Source organism: Escherichia sp. E1V33 (assembly GCF_004211955.1).
GTDB lineage: Bacteria > Pseudomonadota > Gammaproteobacteria > Enterobacterales > Enterobacteriaceae > Escherichia.
In genome coordinates this window covers 20,122-36,861 of record NZ_RHJI01000022.1, presented here as the reverse complement: position 1 = coordinate 36,861, position 16,740 = coordinate 20,122, and the positions used below count along the sequence as shown (strand labels likewise).

13 protein-coding genes and 4 tRNA genes are annotated in these 16,740 nt (G+C 51.7%); 1 reads left to right on the top strand and 16 read right to left on the bottom strand.

Annotated features, from left to right (window positions below; all coding sequences use genetic code 11):
• Positions 1–374: 374 nt before the first annotated feature.
• Complete coding sequence (gene aslA / locus D9742_RS19780; protein ID WP_130237975.1) at positions 375–2,030, top strand: arylsulfatase AslA; 1,656 nt, start codon at positions 375–377, stop codon at positions 2,028–2,030.
• A 167-nt stretch (positions 2,031–2,197) separates the two neighbouring features.
• Here aslA and D9742_RS19775 read toward each other — a convergent pair whose 3' ends face one another.
• The 16 genes from D9742_RS19775 to wecA form a co-directional block, all read right to left on the bottom strand.
• Entirely contained in the window at positions 2,198–3,433 is a 1,236-nt protein-coding gene (locus tag D9742_RS19775; protein ID WP_130237974.1) for an anaerobic sulfatase maturase, read from the bottom strand.
• Positions 3,434–3,579: 146 nt separating this feature from the next.
• A tRNA-Pro gene (locus D9742_RS19770) sits at positions 3,580–3,656 on the bottom strand.
• A 42-nt stretch (positions 3,657–3,698) separates the two neighbouring features.
• Positions 3,699–3,785: transfer RNA gene (locus D9742_RS19765), tRNA-Leu, on the bottom strand.
• Between the two features lie 20 nt (positions 3,786–3,805).
• Positions 3,806–3,881, bottom strand: a tRNA-His gene (locus D9742_RS19760).
• 58 nt (positions 3,882–3,939) lie between these two features.
• Positions 3,940–4,016, bottom strand: a tRNA-Arg gene (locus D9742_RS19755).
• Positions 4,017–4,118: 102 nt separating this feature from the next.
• The gene (locus tag D9742_RS19750; protein ID WP_076604711.1) at positions 4,119–5,504 is read right to left on the bottom strand and encodes an amino acid permease; all 1,386 of its coding nucleotides are present in this window, start codon (positions 5,502–5,504) and stop codon (positions 4,119–4,121) included.
• A 190-nt stretch (positions 5,505–5,694) separates the two neighbouring features.
• Positions 5,695–6,435 carry a lipopolysaccharide N-acetylmannosaminouronosyltransferase gene (gene wecG / locus D9742_RS19745; RefSeq protein WP_130237973.1) on the bottom strand — a complete coding sequence of 247 codons (741 nt, stop codon included), beginning with the start codon at positions 6,433–6,435 and terminating at the stop codon, positions 5,695–5,697.
• Between the two features lie 2 nt (positions 6,436–6,437).
• The gene (gene wzyE / locus D9742_RS19740; protein ID WP_130237972.1) at positions 6,438–7,790 is read right to left on the bottom strand and encodes an ECA oligosaccharide polymerase; all 1,353 of its coding nucleotides are present in this window, start codon (positions 7,788–7,790) and stop codon (positions 6,438–6,440) included.
• Positions 7,787–8,866 carry a TDP-N-acetylfucosamine:lipid II N-acetylfucosaminyltransferase gene (gene rffT / locus D9742_RS19735; RefSeq protein WP_130237971.1) on the bottom strand — a complete coding sequence of 360 codons (1,080 nt, stop codon included), beginning with the start codon at positions 8,864–8,866 and terminating at the stop codon, positions 7,787–7,789. The genes wzyE and rffT overlap by 4 nt, the downstream gene beginning before the upstream one ends.
• Positions 8,863–10,113 (bottom strand): lipid III flippase WzxE, encoded by a 1,251-nt coding sequence (gene wzxE, locus D9742_RS19730; RefSeq protein ID WP_130237970.1) that lies wholly within the window; start codon positions 10,111–10,113, stop codon positions 8,863–8,865. The genes rffT and wzxE overlap by 4 nt, the downstream gene beginning before the upstream one ends.
• Before the next feature lies 1 nt (position 10,114).
• Positions 10,115–11,245, bottom strand: coding sequence for a dTDP-4-amino-4,6-dideoxygalactose transaminase (rffA, locus tag D9742_RS19725; RefSeq protein WP_130237969.1), 1,131 nt, complete (start codon positions 11,243–11,245; stop codon positions 10,115–10,117).
• A 4-nt stretch (positions 11,246–11,249) separates the two neighbouring features.
• A complete protein-coding gene (gene rffC / locus D9742_RS19720) occupies positions 11,250–11,924 on the bottom strand; it encodes a dTDP-4-amino-4,6-dideoxy-D-galactose acyltransferase (RefSeq protein ID WP_130237968.1) in 675 nt (224 codons plus the stop codon).
• A 40-nt stretch (positions 11,925–11,964) separates the two neighbouring features.
• Entirely contained in the window at positions 11,965–13,227 is a 1,263-nt protein-coding gene (gene wecC, locus D9742_RS19715; RefSeq protein WP_130237967.1) for a UDP-N-acetyl-D-mannosamine dehydrogenase, read from the bottom strand.
• A complete protein-coding gene (wecB, locus tag D9742_RS19710; protein ID WP_064530529.1) occupies positions 13,224–14,354 on the bottom strand; it encodes a UDP-N-acetylglucosamine 2-epimerase (non-hydrolyzing) in 1,131 nt (376 codons plus the stop codon). The genes wecC and wecB overlap by 4 nt, the downstream gene beginning before the upstream one ends.
• A gap of 55 nt (positions 14,355–14,409) precedes the next feature.
• Positions 14,410–15,456 carry an ECA polysaccharide chain length modulation protein gene (gene wzzE / locus D9742_RS19705; RefSeq protein WP_130237966.1) on the bottom strand — a complete coding sequence of 349 codons (1,047 nt, stop codon included), beginning with the start codon at positions 15,454–15,456 and terminating at the stop codon, positions 14,410–14,412.
• 12 nt (positions 15,457–15,468) lie between these two features.
• Entirely contained in the window at positions 15,469–16,572 is a 1,104-nt protein-coding gene (gene wecA, locus D9742_RS19700) for a UDP-N-acetylglucosamine--undecaprenyl-phosphate N-acetylglucosaminephosphotransferase (protein ID WP_064530527.1), read from the bottom strand.
• Between the last annotated feature and the right edge of the window lie 168 nt (positions 16,573–16,740).

Here is a 16,740-nt window from a genome sequence, read left to right as displayed (position 1 = left end):
AGACAATTCTGCAATCCAGGTTTCTTTCGTTCGCAATAATTACCTGTGCAAATATTATCCAGAACTTTACTCTCTTTAATTATAAATACTGCGAATTGTTAAAAATATTCAATAAATAATATATATATTAATTACACTCCTAATCAAAAACAGCATCAATAATCAACACTATACAATAAACCTGCCTTACATATCCCCCATACCAGGGGTAGGATTGAAAACGCTCTCCTGATCTTTCGATTTATTCTCATGGCAAATAAATAATATATTTCCATCATAATTATTTATATACCCATTTTATCAGGGAGAGGGATCTCAATTACCAATGCTTAATTACGTCATCCATTTAATGACATGAAACCGGAGCATTTTGCATGGAAATTTCGTTTTCACCCAAACTACTGGTGGTCGCTGTCGCCGCCGCTATTCCTTTGCTCGCCAGTGCTGCAGATACCCCCTCAACCGCTACCGCTCGCGAAGGCTATGCCGGGTATGATCACCCCAATCAGTACCTGGTTAAACCTGCAACCACCATTGCCGATAATATGATGCCTGTGATGCAGCATCCGGCACAGGATAAAGAAACCCAGCAGAAGCTGGCGGAATTAGAGAAAAAGACCGGTAAGAAACCGAACGTGGTTGTTTTCTTACTGGATGACGTGGGTTGGATGGATGTCGGCTTTAATGGCGGTGGCGTAGCGGTAGGTAACCCAACGCCAGATATTGACGCCGTTGCCAGCCAGGGATTGATTTTAACCTCTGCCTATTCTCAACCGAGTTCTTCCCCTACCCGCGCCACTATTCTCACCGGGCAGTACTCCATCCACCACGGCATTCTGATGCCGCCGATGTACGGGCAACCGGGCGGGCTGCAAGGGTTAACCACTCTGCCGCAATTGCTGCACGACCAAGGTTACGTCACTCAGGCTATCGGGAAATGGCATATGGGGGAAAACAAAGAGTCGCAGCCGCAGAACGTCGGCTTTGATGATTTCCGTGGCTTCAACTCAGTGTCCGATATGTATACCGAATGGCGCGATGTTCACGTCAACCCGGAAGTCGCCCTGAGTCCGGACCGTTCTGAATACATCAAGCAATTACCATTTAGCAAAGATGATGTTCATGCTGTACGCGGCGGCGAACAGGAGGCCATTGCTGACATTACGCCGAAATATATGGAAGACCTGGATCAACGCTGGATGGAATATGGCGTTAAGTTCCTCGACAAGATGGCGAAGAGCGATAAACCTTTCTTCTTATATTACGGTACGCGCGGCTGTCACTTCGATAACTACCCGAACGCCAAATATGCGGGAAGTTCTCCGGCCCGTACCTCTTATGGTGACTGCATGGTAGAGATGAACGATGTGTTCGCTAATCTCTACAAAACGTTGGAGAAAAACGGTCAGCTGGATAACACGCTTATTGTCTTCACCTCCGATAACGGTCCGGAAGCCGAAGTGCCTCCGCACGGTCGCACACCGTTCCGTGGTGCGAAAGGGTCTACCTGGGAAGGCGGCGTTCGCGTTCCAACTTTCGTGTACTGGAAAGGCATGATCCAACCGCGTAAATCTGACGGCATTGTTGATCTGGCAGATCTCTTCCCAACAGCACTGGATCTGGCGGGGCATCCTGGCGCGAAAGTCGCGAATTTAGTGCCGAAAACCACCTTTATCGATGGTGTGGACCAGACATCTTTCTTCCTGGGAACAAACGGTCAGTCTAACCGTAAGGCCGAGCACTACTTCCTCAACGGCAAACTCTCTGCTGTACGTATGGATGAGTTCAAATACCATGTGCTGATTCAGCAGCCATACGCTTATACCCAGAGCGGGTATCAGGGTGGGTTCACCGGCACGGTAATGCAAACAGCCGGATCGTCGGTGTTTAACCTGTATACCGATCCGCAGGAGAGCGACTCTATCGGCGTGCGTCATATTCCGATGGGAGTGCCACTGCAAACTGAAATGCACGCGTATATGGAGATCCTGAAGAAATATCCTCCACGCGCGCAGATTAAATCTGACTAAGCCGGCGCTATCGCTGTGATCTGCCTTTGCCGGATGCGATGTTGACGCATCTTATCCAGCCGACAGAACACTGCAATTTATTGAATTTGCACGATCATCCAGGCCGGATAAGGCGTTTACGCCGCATCCGGCAATCAACCGCAGGCGGCCGCAAAACGGCCGCTTTTTTACTTATTCACCACCATCAAATGCGCCTGCATAATGTCACTGGCCGGGCGACCGTGTGCCAGCAAATCAGACATTGCTTTAAGATACGGTGGTAGATGGCGGAAATAACGCTGATACCCGGCACACAAATAATTCAGCCCTGGTTTGCTGCTGGCATCGAGCATAAAGCGGTGTTTCGGGCAGCCTCCCCAGCACGCTTTTAACACGTTGCAACTGCGACACTGCGCCGGTAAGTGCTTAAATTTATCTTCACCAAAAGCCTGCTGCTGCGGAGAATCTACCATTTCTGCGATGGTCTGCTGATGCATGTTTCCCAGTCGATATTGCGGATAAACAAAGTGATCGCAGGCATAAACGTCGCCGTTGTGCTCAACAATCACCGAGCGCCCACAGGTTGGCTGATGATGGCAAACCGCACCCGGCGCACCGACAAAATTGGCAAATGCCCATTCGATATTCATCACGAAAATCTTGCCGACATCGCGTTTGATCCAGTGGTCAAAAATCGCCACCAGAAATTCACCAAATTCATCGGGACGCACCGACCATTCCGTCAGTTCGCCCTGAATATCGCCAGGCGCATGTAACTTAAGTCCAGCATGAGTAGCCGTTTCATCAGCCAGGCGCTCGACCACCGGAATAAACTGGATGAATTCGACTCCCGCATCGCACAAAAAATCATAAACCTGCAACGGTTGCTGCGCGCTGGTGCGGTTGACGCAGACCAGCACGTTATAGTCGACATGATGCTTTTGCAGCAGCTTCAAGGCACGCATCACCAGCTTATGCGTGGGTCTGCCGCCTTTAGTCACGCGATATTGATTGTGGATCTCAGGCGGGCCATCCAGCGATAACCCAACAAGAAAATGATTTTCTGCCAGAAATGCACACCATTCGTCATCCAGCAGTACTCCGTTAGTCTGGAAGCTGTTACTTACCTGCCTGCCAGCACCGTATTTCGCCTGTAACTTTACGGCACGGCGGTAAAACTCCAGCCCCAACAGCGTTGGCTCACCGCCCTGCCAGGTAAAAGCGACTTCGTTTTGTGGTTCGCTGGCGGCGATATAGTGGCGGACATACGCTTCCAGCGTGTCATCGTCCATATGCGTGACTGGATTTTCACGGTAAAGGGATTGTTTTTCGAGATAAAAACAGTAGTCACAGTTCAGATTACAATCGGAACCGCTCGGTTTCGCCATCACGTGAAAAGCACGCGTTGGAACCTGTTGCAGCATAGTCGCTCCTTGCCTGAAGTCGTCCTTCAATGAGTTAATGGCGAAATCATACCGTGTGGCAATGAGTTACTACGGGCGTTTATTGCGAAGGGAGAGTGATGGAATGCACAGAAAACAAAAAACCCCGCCGAAGCGGGGTTCAAAATTGGTCGGCGAGAGAGGATTCGAACCTCCGACCCACTGGTCCCAAACCAGTTGCGCTACCAAGCTGCGCTACTCGCCGAAATACTGCTTTTTGAATTTTTAGTTCAATTCTTTAAAGTCGTGGTGCGAGGGGGGGGACTTGAACCCCCACGTCCGTAAGGACACTAACACCTGAAGCTAGCGCGTCTACCAATTCCGCCACCTTCGCATTGTCACAACTTCTAATAATGGGGTGGCTAATGGGATTCGAACCCACGACAACTGGAATCACAATCCAGGGCTCTACCAACTGAGCTATAGCCACCACTACAAATCTTGTTACGCGGTATTACTACCACCGCAGCTCAAGCGCCGGGACTAAATGGCGCGCCCGACAGGATTCGAACCTGAGACCTCTGCCTCCGGAGGGCAGCGCTCTATCCAGCTGAGCTACGGGCGCTTAGCGCCGTTGCGGGGGTGGATAATACGGACTTCCCACCACTCTGTCTAGTCCCTTTTTAAATAAAATGCGCGTTTGGTTACGGTTTGTGCGCTTTGCTGATTATTTCTCCAGTTTATGCGCTTTACCGTGGCGGTTAAGGCCAAAAACTTTATAAATCGCCGTCACCGCCAGCATGAAGATGATGCCGACAAACAGCGACATACGCGTATCTTCATTAAAGTACATGCCGATCAAAACGCAAATCAGGAATGCCATTGTTACGTAATTGGCCCACGGGAACAGGATTGAGCGGAACGGATGGCTAGCAATCGCCGCTTTATGCGCACGACGAAAACGCAACTGGCTTATCAATATCACAAACCATGGCACCATCCCCGGAAGCACGCTGGCACTGTAGACGTAGACAAACACACGCTGCGGATTGGGAATGATGTAGTTCAGGCATGAGCCAATTAGCAGAATAGCAATAGATACTGCCACACCCGCAACCGGCACGCCGTGACGGGAAACTTTCGCCATCGCCGCCGGTAACTGACGGTTTTTCGCCAGCGCATAGAGCATACGTCCGCAACTGTACATGCCGCTGTTACAGCCAGAAAGCGCGGCCGTCAGCACCACAAAGTTGATAATTCCCGCCGCCGCGGTAATGCCGATTTTAGCGAAAGTCAGTACGAACGGGCTGCCGTTGCTGCCAATTTCATTCCATGGGAAGATGGTGACGATAACGAAAATCGCGCCAACGTAGAAAATCAGGATTCGCCACAGCACTTTACCTACCGCACTGCGCAGTGTGACTTGTGGATTTTTTGCTTCACCGGCGGTGATGCCGATCAGTTCCACGCCCTGGTATGACGCCACCACAATACACAATGCCGTCAGGAACCCTTTCCAGCCACCAGCAAAGAAACCGCCATGCTCTGTGAGATTGCTAAAACCAATCGACTGCCCGCCATTGCCAAAGCCAAAGAAAATCACGCCCAGGCCAATGACAATCATCACGATAATCGTGGTGACTTTGATCATCGCAAACCAGAACTCGATTTCGCCGTACAACCGCACCGCCGCCAGATTTGCCAACGCCACCAGCGCCACCGCGATCAATGCGGGTATCCACTGCGCCATCTCCGGGAACCAGAACTGGACATAAACACCGATGGCGGTAATTTCCGAAATCCCCACCGCCATCCACATAAACCAGTAAGACCAGGCGGTGAGATAGCCAAAGAACGGGCTCATGTAACGATGCGCGTAGACAGCGAACGAACCGGTCACCGGCTCGAGGAACAACATTTCGCCCATTGAGCGCATGATGAAAAAGACGAACAGCCCGGCGATGATATAGGCCAACAATACGGATGGCCCGGCCCATTTCAGGGTACTAGCGGCCCCCATAAACAGGCCGACGCCAATGGTGCCCCCCAGGGCGATGAGTTCGATATGTCGAGCTTCCAGCCCACGCTGTAGCTCTGGTTTGTTATCTGCCATAAATCCTCGTGTTGTGTTTGCATGCTTTCCGGTGTTACCGGTTATCGTTATGGGTACATCGAGTGTTGCGAATGTTTTCGTAATTCAGAAGAAATGGCAAATAAAGCATTAAAAATTTGAATGCTTTGTGTAATAAAAAGACAGGCAGGCGACGAAGTGACCACTCCGTCGCTATACAGAGAGAGGAAAATCAGAGATCGCCGGTGTAATGCCAGCGTAAATAACGCAGCAAACGAAGCTGGCGCTTAATGCGACTCGGCTGCGAAAGCAGTCTATAAAGCCACTCCAGTCCCAGTTTTTGCCAGATTTTCGGCGCGCGTTTTACATGACCGGTAAAGACATCGTACGTTCCACCAACGCCCATATACAGCGCATTAGGGTGCACCAGGCGGCAGTCACGCATGAAGATCTCTTGCTTTGGAGATCCCATTGCGACAGTGACGATTTGCGCACCACTGGCGTGAATACGCTCAAACAGCGCCTGACGCTGCTCAGGCTTGAAATAACCGTCCTGGCTACCAACGATATTCACATTCCACTGGTCGCGCAGTTTAGCTTCGGTCTGCGCCAGCACTTCAGGTTTACCGCCCACAAGAAACACCGGCGTCCCTTCCTTGCCAGCGCGCGCCATTACTTCTTCCCAGAGATCGGCACCTGCAACGCGGGAAACCTGTGCCTGTGGGTACTTTTTACGCACTGACCGCACAACACTAATGCCATCGGCATATTTAAATTCGGCAGCGTTAATTAACTCCCTGACCTCGGCGTTATCTTCAATGGTCAGCATTTTTTCGGCATTAATGGCAACCAGCGTTCCCTGCTTAAGCTGCCCATCAGCGAACAGATAATCGAGGGCATGCTGCATATCACGCCAACCAATCAACTGTAAGCCACGCAGCGTATAGGTCGGTGCCGTGGTGTTGTTATTCATTGTTATCCTTCAATCTGCGTCCGGAGCGATGATTTTATTCGTTTATGAATGAGTCCGGCGCTATCAAAAAGCCAGTACAGCAGTTTTGCAATCATCAGGCTTGCGCCGAAGACCACGATAAAAAAGACGACACGCGAGACAAACGAATCCAACCCTTCGCGCGCCAGCACAATCATATTGAAAATCGCCCCGAAGCAGAAACTGTGGAGAATCGCAGCCTTATAGCGATTAGTTTCGCGGTTGCCCAGCTCATACAGCCAGTCGAACCATTTGATGATCAGACCAACCACAATCGCCCCGAGCGGAATGAATAACGCGCCGCCCATAACAACCAATGAGCCTATAAGCGTAGGCGAGATCGCCAGTCCGGAGTGGTTATTCAGCACTTCCCAGGTAAAGTAGTTGGCGGAGTTCAGCACCATACTCGGGCGACCCGGCCACAGCCAGGAAGGGATAAAAACATAGAAATCGCGAACAATCGGTGCCAGCCCCTGGAAGTCGATGTTGTCGTAGTTCTGCAACAGCAGCGCCAGATTCTCCCACGGCGAGAAGGTATCGCGGGTGAGATAGAGAAACGTATAGAACGCCTCATCGCCGCTCACGTTCATTCCGTAGCGTTTTAGCGCCAGCCAGAACATGCCAACAATTCCCAGCACGCCCGCCGCCGCCAGCATCCACAGTGAAATCCAGCCGCGAATAATGCCGATAAACAGGAAAATAGCGAATGCGATGATGATATTGGCGCGAGTGCCGCCGACAATCATATAAGTCAGCAAGCCAAAGGCGACCGTGCTGACGAGGAAAAATAGCCACGCTTTGCTGTCCTGGCGCAGAAAGTAGACCACTAACATTGCCGGGATGAAAAAGTAAAAGAAACGCTTTAACGCCACGCCAGAGACTTCGCTGGAGAAGATCTGGCTGTAGGAGTTAAGCCGGAACAGCAAAAAGCCGTTATGCATGAAAAATATGCCAACGCTCACCAGCGCGATGCCCATCAGAATCACCCACGTGAGATTGGTTTCCACGCGGTTCATGGTAAACACTGGACGGCGCGGTGCATCGGCAACGCGTTTGCGTAAGCGTGTTTTGTAAGTGACGTAGTAAACTGCGTAAAATCCCCCCGCAGAAAGTAACGCCTGCAACAAGATCTCTGGCGGCACCACGGCAACATCAAAGCGAAACACCAGCAAGCTGGTCAGCGGGAAGCCGAAGAAAAAGGTTAGCAAAAACAGCAATGAAAAGAAGACATTGAAGTTAAAGCGCACGCGGCGAAACTCAAACCATGTCAGCGTGGCGATAAACAGCGTGCAGAGCAGCCAGACAACAAAAAGGCCGCTGAATTGCAGCAGGCTCATGCGACCTCCCCGGAGGCAATCGCCAACGCCCGCTGCCAGCCTTGCAGATAGTTCGGGCTAAAGAAGGCAATGTTGTTTTTATCCACCGACGCCAACTGGCGCTGCGCTTCACGCACAATATCCTCGTTAAGATCGTCAGTGGTAAACAGCACCGGCAAATGTTGCTCTGTCATATCCTGCCAGAACGGATTTTCCCGGTTAAGCACACAGGGAATGCCCGCCTGGATCAGCAAGCACAGCGTACCAATGCCCTGCTGGCGGGCAAAAATAAAGTAACCAAGATCGCACTGGCGAAGTAGCGCCAGATAGGCATCAAATTCCAGTTTTTCGCTTAGAACTTGCAGATTTTCTTCGCTGAATAACTCCAGCCCCGCCTGGCGAACTTCATTGATATATGCATCGTTATTGGGCGGATATCCCATCGGCACCACTACTTTTACCGTATCGCCAAATTGGTGATGAACAGCACGCAAGGCGGCGATATGCTCATTGCTGCGGTCGCCGGAGTTCCCTACCAGAATGGTCATTTTCCCTTCACGTTGGCGATCGTTCGCCATCGTATTGAGAGAAGGATCCATACGGGTTGGAAAATAAATCAGTTCGCCCCGCACCTTAGGATGCGTTTTGGCAAAAAAGCTCAAGTCTCCTCGAGTGGCAAACACACATCCCACTCGCTTTTGTGCCAGTCGGCGCAGAGGATAAAAGAGTTTATATTTCAATCCACTGGAAACCTCATAGAGATCTGCCCCCCAGATATGCCAGTAAAACTGGCTGGGCTTGATTCCGCCGTTAAGCAACGCCAGCCACAACTTGGGATTGAATTGACCGTGGAAGAAAAACCGTTGCTGGCGGTTAGCTTTCGCTTTAGCAATAACGGCTTCTGCCAGCGATTTTTTCCCAGGGAAAAATTGCACAGAAAGCGCCGGGCAACTTTCACTTAAGCCTTCATCTTTACCCGCAACCATAAACTCGCGCGCGTGCTCGCTCGTCGCGGCCAGCGCGTCATTGAAAAACCGCAGAACGGTTTGGTTATGGTGAGGGATATCCGATCCCAGTACGTGAATCAGTACAGTCATGCCCGCCTACGCCAGAGTAAAAACACGCCACAACAAAGAGAGAAATAGACGATATAAGTTGCCATGTAGGCCTGCGCCGCGCCCAGGGCTCCATGCGCGGGGATCAACCAGTGGGCAAATACCATCAATAAAGTGAACTGGCTGACTTCCGCCAGAATATAAAAACGCAACGACGCTTTGGCGATCACCAGATAACCAAAGACATAAGCACCCACTTTCAACACATCGCCGACCAACTGCCAGGCAAAGAGATCGCGCATGGCGGTAAATTTATTCGACAACAGTAGCCAGATGGCAAAATCACGCAGCAACCAGACGGTAAAACTCGCCGCCGCCACTGCCGGTAAGACGAACTTCAGCGATTTAACCACTTCCCGGGTGATCTCGCGCTTTTCCGTTAGCCGCGACAACGTGGGCAGTAAATATACGCTGAACGATGCGGTAATAAATTGCAGGTAGGCATCGGAAATACTACTCACCCCTTGCCAGATCCCCACTTCATCCCAGCTATACTGCGCCGCCAGCAGTTTACGCATCATGATGTAAGCAACAGGCAAGGTCACCGACGTAATCAACGCCATGAGCGTAAATTTGCTCAACTGCCCTGCCAGACCATTATCCCAACTGGGTTTCAGATAGCTTAACGGGATAGCACCACGCTTAATTAACATGACAGCGGCAGGAATCACCACTAGCGCGGGAATCAGCGCCAGACCAAGCAACGCCCCTTCATAACCGCCCAAACGGTAACTGACGTAGTACGCGAGAACGCCAATCAAGCTACCGACAATCAGCGATAACGCATTACCTGCGGCATCGCGAAAGCCTTTCATCAGCGCCAGTAACAGGTTGCCCCAGGCGATCCCCATTTGCACCAGCGCCACTAAACGCACCAGCCCCTGATAGTCGTTATTACCAAACAATCCCTGGCTGATTGGCGCAGCTGCCAGCACAAAGACCAGCGCCATCAGCGTGGAAAAGCCAAGCACCATTGCAGATGAAGTGCCGACCACGCGGCGCAGCTGCTGCGGATTATCATGGTACTGGGCAACGTATTTGGTTACGCCATTAAAGATGCCCGCACCGGCAAGCACGCCGAGCACGGTAATCAACTGGCGGAAATTTGCTGCCAGCCCAAGCCCCGCAGGACCAAATGACACCGCCAGCAACTTACCGACCAGCAACCCAGCACCAATCTTGACCAGCGTACTGGCCGCCGTCCACAGGGACGCTTTTGCCAGCGACATATCAGGAGAAGTAGTTCAACAAGGTCGCAATTACCGTACGCTGATTGACGGGCGACAGGTTGTAGAACAGCGGCAGGCGCAGCAGGCGCTCGCTCTCTTTGGTGGTGTAGCGATCTTCGCCGTGGAACTCACCAAAGCGTTCCCCCGCAGGGCAACCGTGCAGCGGAATGTAATGGAACACCGCCATAATTTCCGCTTCTTTCAGAAAGTTAATCAACGCGCTCCGGTCATCAATATCCCGCAGTTTAATGTAGAACATATGCGCGTTCTGCCCGCAGCCATCGGGAATCGACGGCAGCTCGATACGCCCGGCTTTCGCCAGAGGTGCTAACGCATCGTAGTAGTTTTGCCACAGCGCCAGACGTTGCTGGTTAATACGATCCGCTGCTTCCAGTTGCGCCCACAAGTACGCAGCTTGCAGATCGGACATCAAATAGCTGGAGCCAATATCGCGCCAGGTATATTTATCGACCTGACCACGGAAGAACTGGCTGCGGTTTGTGCCTTTTTCACGGATGATCTCGGCTCGTTCGATCAACGCTTTATCGTTAATCAGCGTCGCGCCGCCTTCACCGCCCGCCGTGTAGTTTTTGGTTTCATGGAAGCTAAAGCAGCCAATATGACCAATGGTTCCCAGCGCACGCCCTTTGTAAGTGGACATCACGCCCTGAGCGGCATCTTCCACCACAAACAGATTATGCTTTTTCGCCAACGCCATAATGGTGTCCATTTCGCAGGCCACACCCGCGTAATGGACCGGCACGATAACGCGCGTTTTGTCGGTGATCGCCGCTTCAATCAGCGTTTCGTCGATATTCATGGTGTCCGGGCGAACATCCACAAAGACGATTTTCGCGCCACGCAGCACAAAGGCATTGGCGGTGGAGACAAAGGTGTAGCTCGGCATGATCACTTCATCGCCAGGCTGGATATCCAGCAACAGCGCCGCCATCTCCAGAGAAGCGGTGCAGGACGGCGTGAGCAGCACTTTGGCGCTACCAAAACGTTGCTCCAGCCACTGCTGGCAGCGACGGGTAAAACCGCCATCGCCGCACAGTTTGCCGCTACCCATTGCCGACTGCATATAGTCGAGTTCGGTGCCCACCACCGGCGGTGCGTTAAATGGAATCATGTGATCACCTGTATAACCAGTACGCGGTGCTTTCTACATTCGCACCACTTTGTATGTATCGTTTAAGCGCGGCGGTGTTGCCCATCTGGGTCGCCACCCGCAATGTTGTTTTACCGCGAGCATACGCCCAGTTTAGCGCCGTTTGCATCAGTTCAGCACCTGCACCGCGTCCTGCCAATAAACCAATGCGCGCATCAGTGGCATTCAACTCTCGTAGAGAAACATAGCCGCGAATCTCGCCGGACGCCGCGCGTAAAACCAGGCATTGATGATCAAAGGTGCCGCGCACGGCATTTTCAATCCACTGCGCGTAAAAGCGACCACTGGCGTCGGGCGCATACCACGGCATACGAAAACGGCTTTGTGCGAATGCTTCGCGGGCTAACTGGCGTAGTACTGGAATATCTGATTCTTGAGCCACTTCTGCACGGCTTTCACTAACGTTGATCACGGGGAGAGCAAAATCCACTTCCCCTTCGACCAGCGAGAATCCCAGCTGTTGCAGGACATCCAGTTCATCGGTATTGGATGCGGCAATTTTGGCCTGTACCCGGGACCACGGCGCCAAAACGTCTGGCGTCAGGAGAGGCGCGTCAGGACTAATGCGCACGATGGCGCTGTTAACGCCAAAGAAGGCGTTTTCCCAGGTTAGTGGTTCAATACTGGCGCGGACGGGCATTCTCTATCTCCCTCAACACAGTCGATTACTGTAATCAGTATCAGCGCCAGACTCCTTTGGTATCCACCACATACTGCTGCTGAACATCATCTCCGCTAATGGCTTTAAACTGGCTGTGATCTACCAGCATCACCAGCACATCTGCCGTCGCCAGCGCCTCGTCAAGCTGCGCCAGCGTGCAAAGCCCGGTCAGTTTTTTCGGCAACTGGTGAATGTTAGGCTCAACAACCAGCGTTTCGCCGCTGTGCCACTGGGCGATCAGTTCAGCGATTTCCATCGCCGGGCTTTCGCGCAGGTCATCAATATTCGGTTTAAACGCCAGACCAAAGCAGGCAATTTTTAGTTCGCTAGCGCGTTTATCAGTAGCAGCCAGACAATCAGCGACCGCCGCTTTCACCTGATCGATAACCCAGAAAGGCTTATGATCGTTCACTTCGCGCGCGGTGCGGATAAGCTGCGCCTGCTGGGGATTCTGCGCCACGATAAACCACGGGTCGACGGCAATGCAGTGACCGCCCACCCCCGGACCAGGCTGGAGAATATTGACGCGCGGATGGCGATTCGCCAGACGAATCAGTTCCCAGACGTTAATTCCCTGATCGGCGCAAATCAGCGACAGTTCGTTAGCAAAAGCGATATTCACGTCGCGGAAGCTGTTTTCTGTGAGCTTACACATTTCCGCCGTCCGCGAGTTGGTGACGACACACTCGCCTTCGAGGAAAATTTTGTACAGTTCGCTGGCGCGCGCCGAGCAAACTGGCGTCATGCCGCCAATGACGCGATCGTTTTTAATCAGTTCGACCATCACCTGCCCCGGCAACACACGTTCCGGGCAATAAGCAATGTTGACGTCCGCCTGCTCGCCCACCTGCTGCGGGAAAGTCAGATCCGGACGCATCTCTGCTAACCATTCTGCCATCTTCTCGGTTGAGCCCACCGGCGAGGTGGACTCAAGGATCACCAATGCGCCTTTTTTCAGCACTGGCGCAATGGAGCGGGCAGCCGATTCAACGTAGGCCATATCCGGCTCATGATCGCCTTTAAATGGCGTTGGGACTGCAATCAGCCAGGCATCAGCCTCAACCGGCGTCGTGCTCGCTCGTAAAAAACCACCTTCTACGGCAGTTTTTACCACGCTCGCCAAATCAGGTTCGACGATATGAATTTCGCCACGATTGATGGTATCAACCGCTTGTTGGTTGATATCGACACCAATCACCTGTTTTTGCCGAGAGGCAAACGCAGCCGCCGTTGGCAGCCCGATATAACCTAGTCCGATAACAGAAATGGTCGCAAAACTCATAGTGATATCCGATTATTTTTTAACGCTTCCAAAATGCGAGAGCATGCCTGACCATCCCCATACGGGTTATGGGCTCGGCTCATAGTTTGATATTCATCTTCGTCTTCTAAAAGACGCGTCACTTCCTCGACGATCCGTTGTTTATCCGTCCCCACCAGACGTACCGTACCAGCGGTCACCGCCTCTGGGCGTTCGGTGGTATCGCGCATCACCAGCACAGGTTTACCCAGAGAAGGAGCTTCTTCCTGAATGCCGCCAGAGTCAGTCAAAATCAACCAGGCGTGGTTCATCAACCAGACAAACGGTAAATACTCCTGGGGATCAATCAGAATGACATTTTTCACATGCCCCAGAATGCGATTTACCGGCTCTCTGACATTAGGGTTAAGATGTACCGGATAAACAATCTGGATGTCCTGATGAGTAGTAGCGATTTCAGCCAGCGCATGGCAGATTTCTTCAAAGCCACGACCAAAGCTCTCACGCCTGTGACCGGTCACCAGAATCATCTTTTTATCGGGGTCGATAAACGGGTAATTTGCCGCCAGTTCTGAACGCAGCGTATCGCTGCTCATTACCTGGTCGCGCACCCACAGCAGCGCATCAATGACTGTATTACCGGTAATAAAGATTCGGCTGTCAGCGACGTTTTCACGCAGCAAATTTTGCCGGGAAGTTTCAGTTGGTGAAAAATGGTACATCGCCAGATGCCCGGTCAATGTACGGTTAGCCTCTTCCGGCCACGGCGAATAGAGATCGCCCGTGCGCAGTCCGGCCTCAACATGACCAACAGGAATACGCTGATAAAACGCGGCCAGGCTGGTTGCCAGTGTGGTGGTAGTATCACCGTGAACCAGCACGACGTCTGGTTTGAACTCGGCAAGAATAGGTTTTAGTCCTTCCAGAATCCGACAGGTTATCTCTGTCAGGCCCTGTCCTGGCTGCATTATGTTGAGATCGTAGTCAGGTACAATGGAAAAGAGTTTCAGCACCTGATCGAGCATCTCCCGATGCTGCGCAGTGACGCAAACTTTAGCCTCAAAAAAAGGGTCTTTTGCCAACGCATGCACCAACGGCGCCATCTTGATGGCTTCCGGGCGCGTACCAAATACAGTCAGTACTTTCACATCGATTCTCTTCGAATAAGCGGCGAGCGCCTTTGCGCTCACCACAGCAGTGTTGCTATTTCGAGCAACGGCGGGTTAATGCGACACCAGCCCCGATCAGCCCCCCGACAATGCCCCACATAATCATCAGGAAGGCACGACGTGGGCTATCGCGTTTTACCGGTTCTTCCGGTGTACGCAAATAGCGATAGGTCTGAAAACGCGGATCCAGGGTTGGACCAACATTAAGGGTGTTTAACATGGCCCGATTCTGATCATAGTCGAGATCAAAGGCCGGGCCGACAGCCTGTAAATTTTCCAGTCGCGCCTGAAGCATCGGGCGCCCCAACAGGAACATTTCTGAATCAGGTAATTCCTCGGCCGGTACGTCTGTCGCACTGCGAGAAATATTGTGTTGCTCGGCGATTTTTAGTGCCTGTTCAATACTGTTCATCCGGCGGTCGTAGATGGACTTAGCCACCTCTTCCTGACGCTTCACCTGAGCTTTCATCTGAATAGTGCGCGCCGCCCATGCGCCTTTCAGCTCATCATTCAAATGGCTGGCAGCACGCTGGCTGGCAAAAGCAACATATTGCCGAAGCAGATTATTCGCATCGGGGGCGGTTTCGGCAACCAGCTTAACGCTGTCATTGACCGCGCGGGCGAAATCACCAGGAATAAACAGGATGTTGTTGATCATTTCATCCAGCAGAGCCGCATCCGCCTTACTATTTCCGACCATCCGCTGTTTGTAATAATCTGTCTGCAACCAGAAATCGCGGCGGGTATCCCACGATGCCAGTTGCATAATAAACTCTTTATAGGCTTCATCCATGACCGATGGTTGGTCGGCAGGAGCCATATTTGAACGAACATCCAGGTTACGCAGAAACTGCTGCTGCGAGTAGTACCCGCCCAGCATATTCACGGTTGGACGATCGGTAATCGCCGTCGCGCTCCACTCCTGACGCGCAAAAAAAGTATACGCCAACGCGATTAAGGCAAACGCCAGCCCCATGCCAATAATCCACAGCTTCCCAGCCCACAAGGTACGAAACAACCCACGAATATCCAGTTCATTTTCAGCGTCTTCGGCTGGTTTCCCAGGCATTGGTTGCGTCATTACATCCTCGTTTTATTTGGTTAAATTAGGGCTGCCATCACGGTTTCTGCGCAGTCGACGTTTCACGCGTTTAATGAAGCGAGCAACCTTCCAGGCACGCTTAATGCAATAGCCATAGAGGAAGAATGCTAGCAAAAAGAGCACCAGCATGACCCATTCCGGGACAAAATGAGAATATTCTGCCAGTACGCCAATAGAAGCGAGTAGCGCTGCAGCAAGGGTAATCAACACAAACGCCTGACGAGAAGTAAATCCGGCGCGCATAATCAAATGATGAATATGCTGTCGGTCAGGTGAGAATGGACTCATGCCTTTCCGCAAACGACGATACATAATCGCCACCATGTCCATCAGCGGGATAGCAATGATCCATAAAGCGGTAACCGGGCTGATTGGATGTGTGGCTCCCTGGGTAGTTTCCAACAGGATCCAGATAACGGTAAAACCAATCAGCGTACTGCCCGCATCGCCCATAAAGACTTTGTAGCGACGCCCCAGAATACCGAGGTTGAGCATGATATAAGGCAGGATGGCGGCGATCATCGCAAAGCACCAGATCGCGAGGCTGGTTTGCCCGTCGAACCACAAAATCATACCGATTGCCGCAAACGAGACGCAGGACAACCCGCCCAGCAAGCCATCAATACCATCGACCATGTTGAAGGCATTAATCGCCGCCCAGACAGCAAACAGCGTCAGGAAGTAACCAAACGGTCCGAGCACCATCTCCCAGGAGCCAAAGATATATCCAAGGCTACTAAGATAAAGCTTCCCGAACACCATCATAACAATGCCAACAGCTGCCTGTATGGTGGCACGGATTTTTACGCTGATATCAAAACGGTCATCCAGCGCGCCGATGAACACAAGGACGCCGGCACAAGCCAGGTAGAGAGCTGCATGTGGAATATAGTAATCGACAATTCCGAACGTGAAGCAAATCCCTGCGTAAACCGAAATACCCCCAACGAGCGGTATCAATCCCTGGTGACGTTTGCGGAAATTAGGTTTATCCACTAAACCGACTTTTTTTGCCACCTTGCGGGCAAAAAACAGAAACAGTGTCGTGAATAAAAAAATACTGATGAGATCAGTACTCACTGTCAGTAAATTCACAATGCATGCTCTCAGAGAAAATTATTAGCAGAAGTATACCCACGAAGACCTTTATTCAGAAGGGAAACTACTTTCTGAACCCATCAAAGTTGTGCAAAAATCAACCATTCGGTATGCAAATCGCATAAAACACCCGCAAAAACCAGGAATTTTCACACCGCCGCAGGT

Bases quoted from the DNA above. Each gene is read 5' to 3' on its own strand.
- aslA (WP_130237975.1), top strand. From the start codon at position 375: ATGGAAATTTCGTTTTCACCCAAACTACTGGTGGTCGCTGTCGCCGCC.
- D9742_RS19775 (WP_130237974.1), bottom strand. From the start codon at position 3,433: ATGCTGCAACAGGTTCCAACGCGTGCTTTTCACGTGATGGCGAAACCG.
- D9742_RS19750 (WP_076604711.1), bottom strand. From the start codon at position 5,504: ATGGCAGATAACAAACCAGAGCTACAGCGTGGGCTGGAAGCTCGACAT.
- wecG (WP_130237973.1), bottom strand. From the start codon at position 6,435: ATGAATAACAACACCACGGCACCGACCTATACGCTGCGTGGCTTACAG.
- wzyE (WP_130237972.1), bottom strand. From the start codon at position 7,790: ATGAGCCTGCTGCAATTCAGCGGCCTTTTTGTTGTCTGGCTGCTCTGC.
- rffT (WP_130237971.1), bottom strand. From the start codon at position 8,866: ATGACTGTACTGATTCACGTACTGGGATCGGATATCCCTCACCATAAC.
- wzxE (WP_130237970.1), bottom strand. From the start codon at position 10,113: ATGTCGCTGGCAAAAGCGTCCCTGTGGACGGCGGCCAGTACGCTGGTC.
- rffA (WP_130237969.1), bottom strand. From the start codon at position 11,245: ATGATTCCATTTAACGCACCGCCGGTGGTGGGCACCGAACTCGACTAT.
- rffC (WP_130237968.1), bottom strand. From the start codon at position 11,924: ATGCCCGTCCGCGCCAGTATTGAACCACTAACCTGGGAAAACGCCTTC.
- wecC (WP_130237967.1), bottom strand. From the start codon at position 13,227: ATGAGTTTTGCGACCATTTCTGTTATCGGACTAGGTTATATCGGGCTG.
- wzzE (WP_130237966.1), bottom strand. From the start codon at position 15,456: ATGACGCAACCAATGCCTGGGAAACCAGCCGAAGACGCTGAAAATGAA.